Annotated in this window: 8 protein-coding genes; 1 reads left to right on the top strand and 7 read right to left on the bottom strand. The window is 69.5% G+C overall.

All coding sequences use genetic code 11. The features are described from left to right. The 3 genes from VGE03_RS06475 to VGE03_RS06465 form a co-directional block, all read right to left on the bottom strand. A partial coding sequence (locus tag VGE03_RS06475; RefSeq protein WP_414644901.1) for an RNA polymerase factor sigma-32 occupies positions 1-469 on the bottom strand: 469 nt, incomplete at its 3' end. Positions 470-632: 163 nt separating this feature from the next. Continuing rightward, a complete protein-coding gene (locus VGE03_RS06470) occupies positions 633-950 on the bottom strand; it encodes a GNAT family N-acetyltransferase (RefSeq protein WP_331045654.1) in 318 nt (105 codons plus the stop codon). Between the two features lie 10 nt (positions 951-960). Continuing rightward, positions 961-1,953 carry an RluA family pseudouridine synthase gene (locus VGE03_RS06465; RefSeq protein WP_331045656.1) on the bottom strand — a complete coding sequence of 331 codons (993 nt, stop codon included), beginning with the start codon at positions 1,951-1,953 and terminating at the stop codon, positions 961-963. Between the two features lie 140 nt (positions 1,954-2,093). On the opposite strand from VGE03_RS06465, the gene VGE03_RS06460 reads away from it, so the two are divergent. Further along, the gene (locus tag VGE03_RS06460; protein WP_331045653.1) at positions 2,094-2,732 is read left to right on the top strand and encodes a DUF2799 domain-containing protein; all 639 of its coding nucleotides are present in this window, start codon (positions 2,094-2,096) and stop codon (positions 2,730-2,732) included. 3 nt (positions 2,733-2,735) lie between these two features. Here VGE03_RS06460 and VGE03_RS06455 read toward each other — a convergent pair whose 3' ends face one another. From VGE03_RS06455 to VGE03_RS06440, 4 genes are all read right to left on the bottom strand, one after another. Then, on the bottom strand, positions 2,736-3,518 hold the full coding sequence (locus VGE03_RS06455; RefSeq protein WP_331045652.1) for a hypothetical protein: 783 nt from the start codon (positions 3,516-3,518) through the stop codon (positions 2,736-2,738). Beyond that, positions 3,515-4,540: a class I fructose-bisphosphate aldolase gene (locus tag VGE03_RS06450; protein WP_331045651.1), complete on the bottom strand. Its 1,026-nt coding sequence runs from the start codon at positions 4,538-4,540 to the stop codon at positions 3,515-3,517. Before VGE03_RS06450 ends, VGE03_RS06455 begins: the two co-directional genes overlap by 4 nt. Before the next feature lie 83 nt (positions 4,541-4,623). Further along, a complete protein-coding gene (locus VGE03_RS06445; RefSeq protein ID WP_331045650.1) occupies positions 4,624-5,400 on the bottom strand; it encodes a crotonase/enoyl-CoA hydratase family protein in 777 nt (258 codons plus the stop codon). 12 nt (positions 5,401-5,412) lie between these two features. Next, the gene (locus VGE03_RS06440; protein ID WP_331045649.1) at positions 5,413-6,609 is read right to left on the bottom strand and encodes a phosphoglycerate kinase; all 1,197 of its coding nucleotides are present in this window, start codon (positions 6,607-6,609) and stop codon (positions 5,413-5,415) included. Between the last annotated feature and the right edge of the window lie 2 nt (positions 6,610-6,611).

Genomic DNA, 6,611 nt, shown 5'->3' with positions numbered 1-6,611 from the left:
TCTTGGCCTTGCGCAGGTTGAAGAACAGCTTCTTCTGCGCGGCGGTGGTGCCCATCTTCACGAGGGACCAGCTGCGCAGGATGTATTCCTGGATCGAGGCGCGGATCCACCACATGGCGTAGGTCGCCAGGCGGAAGCCCTGGTCCGGATCGTATTTCTTGACGGCCTGCATCAGGCCGACGTTGCCCTCGGAGATCACTTCGCCGATCGGCAGGCCGTAGCCGCGATACCCCATGGCGATCTTGGCCACGAGACGAAGGTGCGAGGTCACGAGACGGTGGGCGGCTTCCGGGTCCTGGTGCTCGGTCCAGCGCTTCGCCAGCATGAACTCCTCGTCCTTGGCCAGCATCGGAAACTTGCGGATTTCCGTGAGATAGCGCGACAGCCCTTGTTCAGGCGACATCACCGCGAGCGTAGTATTGGAAGCCATATTCGTGGTCCCTCCGACCGTATTTCCGAGCGGGTCCATCGGTATCGGCCACCGAATGTGCGCCGACGCCTCACCCCTCAACCGGATAGATGGGAACGGGTTTCCGTCTTTGTCAGGGGCGGATTGTCACACGAAAGCGTGACCGTTGCCCGGGCGCCACTACGCCGGTCGAGGGAGCTTATAGCGGATAGTCAGTCCTGAATCAAGACTGACTATCTAGACCCAGGATGTCCCGGTAGGTGGGGTGCGTCACGTCCGCGAATTCCGGATGCTTCTGCAGATAGGCGGCGAAGAAGGAACAGACCGGCAGGATCAGCAGGCCGCGCCTGCGGGCGTCGGCGAGGACGTGCCGGGTCAGGCGGCTGGCGATCCCGCGACCCTCAAGCCGCGGCGGCGTCCAGGTCTTGGTGATCATCAGGTTGGGCGGCGAGAGATTGTAGCTGACGAAGGCGATCTCGCCGTCGATCTCCAGCTCGTAGCGACCGGCTTCCGGACGGTCATGGATATCGGGGTCGGTCATCAGCGGGCCCCTACAGGGCCGACAGCAGGGCTTCGAGCGACTGCATGTCAGCGGGCGGCGTGGTCTCGAACCGTAATGCCTCGCCGGTCACGGGGTGCACAAAGCCCAGCACGGCGGCGTGCAGCGCCTGTCGGGTCAGGCCCGCCTCGCTGATAGCGGCGCGCACCTGTGTCGCCGGGCTGCCGGAGCCGTAGACCGGATCGCCGAGGATCGGCGCGCCCTTCGACGCCAGGTGCACCCGGATCTGGTGGGTCCGTCCCGTATGCAGGGTGCAGGCGACGCGGGCGGCCAGGGGCGCCCCGCCGGCGCGGGCGGGCTCGCCGAACGTGCGCTGGACGACGTAGTCGGTGATGGCGTTGCGGCCGCCGGATTTCAGCACGGCCAACTTCTTCCGATCGGAAGACGACCGGCCGATCAGGGTCTCGATCCGCGCCCGCACGGGGCTCGGCGCGCCCCGCGTCAGGGCGATGTAGGTGCGCTCGATGTCGTGGGTTGCGAACAGCGCCGACAGGCCCGCGTGGGCGCGATCGGTCTTCGCGGCGACCATGACGCCGGATGTGTCCTTGTCCAGCCGGTGCACGATCCCGGGGCGGGCGACGCCGCCGATGCCCGACAGGCTGTCCCCGCAATGGGCCAGCAGGGCGTTGACCAGCGTTCCGGTCTCGGATCCCGGCGCCGGGTGGGCGGCCATCCCCGCGGGCTTGTCGATCACGATCAGCTCGGCGTCCTCATAGAGGACGGTCAGGGGGATAGCCTCGGGCTGGGGATCGGCGGGGGCGACCGGGGGCAGGGTGATGGCGTACCGGCCCGGCCGGGCCTTGGATGAGCCGCCGGAGACCGGCTGTCCTTCGAACGTCACCGCCCCTTCGGCCAGCAGCGCCTGCAGTCGCGCCCGCGACAGGTCCGGGAAGACCTCCGCCAGCGCCTTGTCCAGACGAACGCCGGCCGTCTCGATACTGGCTTCCAGCACCGTCGCGTCGTCGTCTTCGGCTGTCAGTTGCAGGTCGTCGGCCACCGGGTTCTCCACCCGTGCCGGTCTAGCACGGGCGGGCGCGGCGGGGTCAAACCGGGCGCCCGCGCCGAAGCGTAGCCATTCCGGGCGGGAAATGGTAAATATCGAGGGTCTTCGGGGGAGGGCTTCCCATGCGTATCGCCGTCTTGAGCATGGTTCTGATCGTCGCCAGCGCGCTGCTGGGCAGTTGCGCCACGATGAGCGAGGAAGAATGTCTGGCCGGCGACTGGAGCGGCCGTGGCTTCTCCGACGGCGCGGCGGGGTATGCCCAGAGCCGTCTGGGCGAGCACGCCGAAGCCTGCAGCAAGCACGGCATCACCCCCGACGACAGTGCCTATCGCGCCGGCTGGGCGCAGGGTGTCGTGCGCTATTGCACCCTGCCCAACGGCTTTGCACAGGGGCGCAGCGGCGCGGCCTACAACGGCGTTTGTCCCCGCGATCTGGAGCAGGATTTCCTGCCCGCCTATCAGGATGGCCAACTGGTCTATGCGGCCGAGCAGGCGATCTCGAACGCCCGCAGCACGGTCGACAGCCTCGGCGCCCGACTGGAAGAGCTGGACGACAAGATCGTCGCCAAACAGGCCGAGCTTCGCCAGGACGGGCTGACGGACGAGCAGCGCGACCAGATCCGTAATCGCATCCAGGAAATCCGGCGCGAGCGGGACGACACCGAACGCGAGTGGCGCCGCGCCCAGCGCGAGGTCGATGACGCCGAGCGCAACGCCCGCGACGTCCGCTATCGTCTGCAGCGTACCTACGGCGCCTGGTAGGGCTCAGCGAACCGAGGCGTCGATCGTCAGCGTCGCCCAGTCGCTGGTGAAGGGCCCGCCCGGCTCTGCCGGAGGCGTCAGCGCAACGGCGCTCAGGAACACCGGACCGGTCAGGTCGGCCGGCAGCACGATCAGGCCCGACCGGTCCGTGGTCAGCCGTCGGCGGCCCTGTGACGGGGTGGAGACGAAGACCGCCTGTCCGCCGCGGGGCTGACCGTTCTCCAGCAGCCGCCAGCCCTCGTCAGCCGCCACGAACTCCAGCGCCGCGCCGGTGGGGCGGGACGGGGCCAGGCCGTCACAGGTCGCGATGCAGGCCAGCAGCTTCAGATGCTTGGTGTAGGTCTCGCGCATCGCGCCGTCGCGGGCGACCGCGGCGTGGGCCGCGGCGGCCACATCGGGGGGCGCGCCGATCTCATCCAGATAGTGCTGGATCTCATCCGCGCCGACACGGATCGGCATGGGAGTCAGGTCCACCGCGACCACGATCCCGTTCTGGTGCGCGGGCGCCGCCGCGGGCCAGTCCAGGGTCAGTCGTGTGATGCGGTCCCCGGTCGCCGGGGCGGAGATGAGCGGGGTGTCCGCCGCGCGGGCCCTGACGCGGGCGATGCGCTCCGGGCGGAGGCCGGTCTCGATGTCGGGGAAGCGCCCCGATCCGATGCCCAGAAGGATCGGTTGCCCGGCGACGAGACGGCCGGACGAGGTCAGGAAGGTGTCGTGGGCGAGCGCCGCGGCGGGCGTGGCGGCGAGGATCACCCCGGCCACGCCCGCGCGCAGCGTCCGGATCACGCGGCCTTCTTTTCCAGCTTGGCGTCCCACTGACCCAGCGAGGCCAGGCCGTTCATGCGGGCGCGGTGGTGGAAGGCGGCCTGGGCCTTGGCGACGTTCTCCGCCTTGCCCGACCAGGCGCGCTGCGGCGCGGCCTGCAGGGCGCGGCCGTAGGAGAAGGTCATCTTCCAGGGGAAGCCGCCGATGCGGTTCATGGCGTCGAGGTGGGCGGTGGCCTGCTCGTCCGTCTGGCCGCCCGACAGATAGGCGATGCCCGGAACGGCCGACGGCACGGTGGCCTTCAGGCAGGCGATGGTGCGCTCGGCGACTTCATCGACGGTCGCCTGACGGACGCTGCCCTTGCCCGAGATGACCATGTTCGGCTTCAGGATGATGCCCTCCAGCGCCACGCGCTGCTCGGCCAGCTCGTTGAAGACGGTCTGCAGCACCTGACGGGTGACTTCATCGCAGCGGGCGATGTCGTGCGAGCCGTCCATCAGCACTTCCGGCTCGACGATCGGCACGATCTGCTCCTGCTGGCAGATGCGGGCGTAGCGGGCCAGGGCGTGGGCGTTGGTCTTGATCGCGCCCCAGGTCGGGATGCCGTCGGCGATGTCGATGACGCCGCGCCACTTGGCGAAGCGGGCGCCGCGCTCGTAGTGGGCGCGCAGGCGCTTGGACAGGCCGTCCAGACCCTTGGTCGCCGTCTCGCCGGGGAAGCCGGCCATCTTCGACGCGCCCTTGTCCACCTTGATGCCCGGGATCGAACCGGCGGCCGAGATCAGCTCGACCAGCGGGGTGCCGTCCTTGGCGTCCTGGTACAGGGTCTCCTCGAACAGGATCACGCCCGAGATGTGCTCGCGCATCGTCTGCTCGGCGCGGAACATCAGCTCGCGATAGTCGCGGCGGTTTTCCTCGGTGTTCTCGACGCCGATCGCGTCGAAGCGCTTCTTGATCGTGCCGGTGGATTCGTCAGCCGCCAGAATGCCCTTGCCGGGCGCGACCATGGCTTCGGCCACCTGATTCAGAGCCGCCAGATCCATCGCATTTCCCCTGAGTTGGTAAGTTGCGTGCGGCATAGCGCCGAACGCGGACGAAGTCATCACGTCTTGTTACAGTGAAGGCCTCAGCGGCCGGTGAAGACCGGCGTTTCGCGCTTCACGAAGGCGGTGACGGCGGCCCGGGCGTCCTCGGTCCCCATCAGGGCGCGGACCTCGTCGTAGATCGTCGAGGCGGCGGCCTCGGGGTCCTGCTGGGCGAGGCGGGCGGACTTCAGGGTCGCGGCGACACCGAGCGGCGCCTGGGCCGCGATCCGCTGGGCGATCTCCACGGCGCGCTCCAGCGCCTGGCCCGGCGCGACGATCTCCTGCACCAGCCCCAGCTGGCGAGCCTGTTCGGCGTTGAACTCGTCGCCGGTCAGCAGCCAGCGCATGGCGTTCTGGTAGCCCCCGGCCCGGGCCATGCGGATCGTGGCGCCGCCGAAGGGGAAGATCCCGCGCGCGACCTCGATCTGGGCGAAGGTCGCGCTCTCGTCGGCCACGACGATCTCCGCCGCCAGCGCCAGCTCAATGCCCAGCGTCAGGCATTTGCCATGCACGGCGACCACCATCGGCTTGGGACACCGCTCGGCGTAGAGGCCCCACGGATCGATACGGGCGCCGCCGGTGATGCTGTCGCCCGCCGCGACGCGCGGGGCGACGTCGGCCAGGTCCAGTCCCGCGGTGAACATCGCGCCGTGGGCGAACAGCACGCCGCACCGGATCTCCGGCGCATCGGCCAGATCCGTGTAGGCCCGGGCCAACTCCGCCAGCATGTCGAAGGTGAAGGCGTTGCGCTTCTCGGGTCGGTTCAGCCCGATCAGGCGAACATGGCCGCGATCCTCGATGGTGATGGTCCCGGCCATGTCTTCTGTCCCTTACTTGACCTGCAGCGCCTCGACGCCGGGCAGGGGCTTGCCCTCCATCCACTCCAGGAAGGCGCCGCCCGCCGTGGACACGAAGGTCATGTCGTCGGCGACCTTGGCATGATGCAGGGCTGCGACGGTGTCGCCGCCACCGGCGACGGCGACCAGCTTGCCGGCCTTGGCCAGTTCCGCCGCGTGTTGGGCGGCGGCCACGGTGGCGCGGTCGAACGGCGGCACCTCGAACACGCCCAGCGGGCCGTTCCAGATCAGGGTCTTCGACGCATCCATCGCCGCGATCAGGCGGGCGACGGTCTCGGGACCGGCGTCCAGGATGCGGTCGTCGGCCTGGATGGCGTCCAGCCCGCGCACGTCCGGCTCCACGCCCGGCGTCAGCCCCTTGGCCGTCACCACGTCGACCGGCAGCAGCAGTTCGCAGCCCTTGGCCTCGGCCTCGGCCATGATCTCGCGCGCGGTGTCGGCCAGGTCCTTCTCGCACAGCGAGGCGCCGACATCGTGCCCTTGGGCGAACAGGAAGGTGTTGGCCATGCCGCCGCCGATGGCGAGGCGGTCCAGCTTGCCGACGAGGTTCTTCAGCAGGTCCAGCTTGGTCGAGACCTTGGATCCGCCGACGATGCCGATGACCGGCTTCTGCGGATTGCCCAGGGCGGCGTCCAGCGCGTCCAGCTCGCGGCGCATCGACTCGCCCGCATACGCGGGCAGCAGGCGGGCCAGACCCTCGGTCGAGGCGTGGGCGCGGTGCGCGGCCGAGAAGGCGTCGTTCACATAGACATCGCCCAGTTCCGCCAGCTGCGCGGCGAAGGCCGGGTCATTGCTTTCCTCGCCCGCGTGGAAGCGGACGTTTTCCAGCAGGATCACCCCGCCCGCGTCCAGGTCGGCCACGGCCGCCTTGGCCACATCGCCCACGCAGTCGTCGGCGAAGCGGACCGGCGCGCCCAGCAGCTCTTCCAGCGGCTCCACCACCGGCTTCAGGCTCATGGTCGCCACGCGCTGGCCCTTGGGCCGGTCGAAGTGGGCCAGCAGCGCCACCTTGGCGCCCGCGTCCCGCAGCTTCTGGATCGTCGGCAGGGCGACGCGCAGGCGGGTGTCCTCGGTGACCTTTCCGGCCTCCATCGGGACGTTGAAGTCCACGCGAACCAGCGCGGTCCTGCCGGCGAGGTCCTTGGCGTCGTCGAGGGTGCGGAAGGTCATGG

Source organism: Brevundimonas sp., assembly GCF_036400995.1.
Classification (GTDB): domain Bacteria; phylum Pseudomonadota; class Alphaproteobacteria; order Caulobacterales; family Caulobacteraceae; genus Brevundimonas.
The sequence above is the reverse complement of the archived record's forward strand: the minus strand, read 5'-3'. Positions and strand labels throughout refer to the sequence as shown.

What these genes read in the sequence shown, in the direction of transcription:
- VGE03_RS06470 (WP_331045654.1), bottom strand. Translation starts at nt 950, where the DNA reads ATGACCGACCCCGATATCCATGACCGTCCGGAAGCCGGTCGCTACGAG.
- VGE03_RS06460 (WP_331045653.1), top strand. Translation starts at nt 2,094, where the DNA reads ATGCGTATCGCCGTCTTGAGCATGGTTCTGATCGTCGCCAGCGCGCTG.
- VGE03_RS06450 (WP_331045651.1), bottom strand. Translation starts at nt 4,540, where the DNA reads ATGGATCTGGCGGCTCTGAATCAGGTGGCCGAAGCCATGGTCGCGCCC.
- VGE03_RS06445 (WP_331045650.1), bottom strand. Translation starts at nt 5,400, where the DNA reads ATGGCCGGGACCATCACCATCGAGGATCGCGGCCATGTTCGCCTGATC.
- VGE03_RS06440 (WP_331045649.1), bottom strand. Translation starts at nt 6,609, where the DNA reads ATGACCTTCCGCACCCTCGACGACGCCAAGGACCTCGCCGGCAGGACC.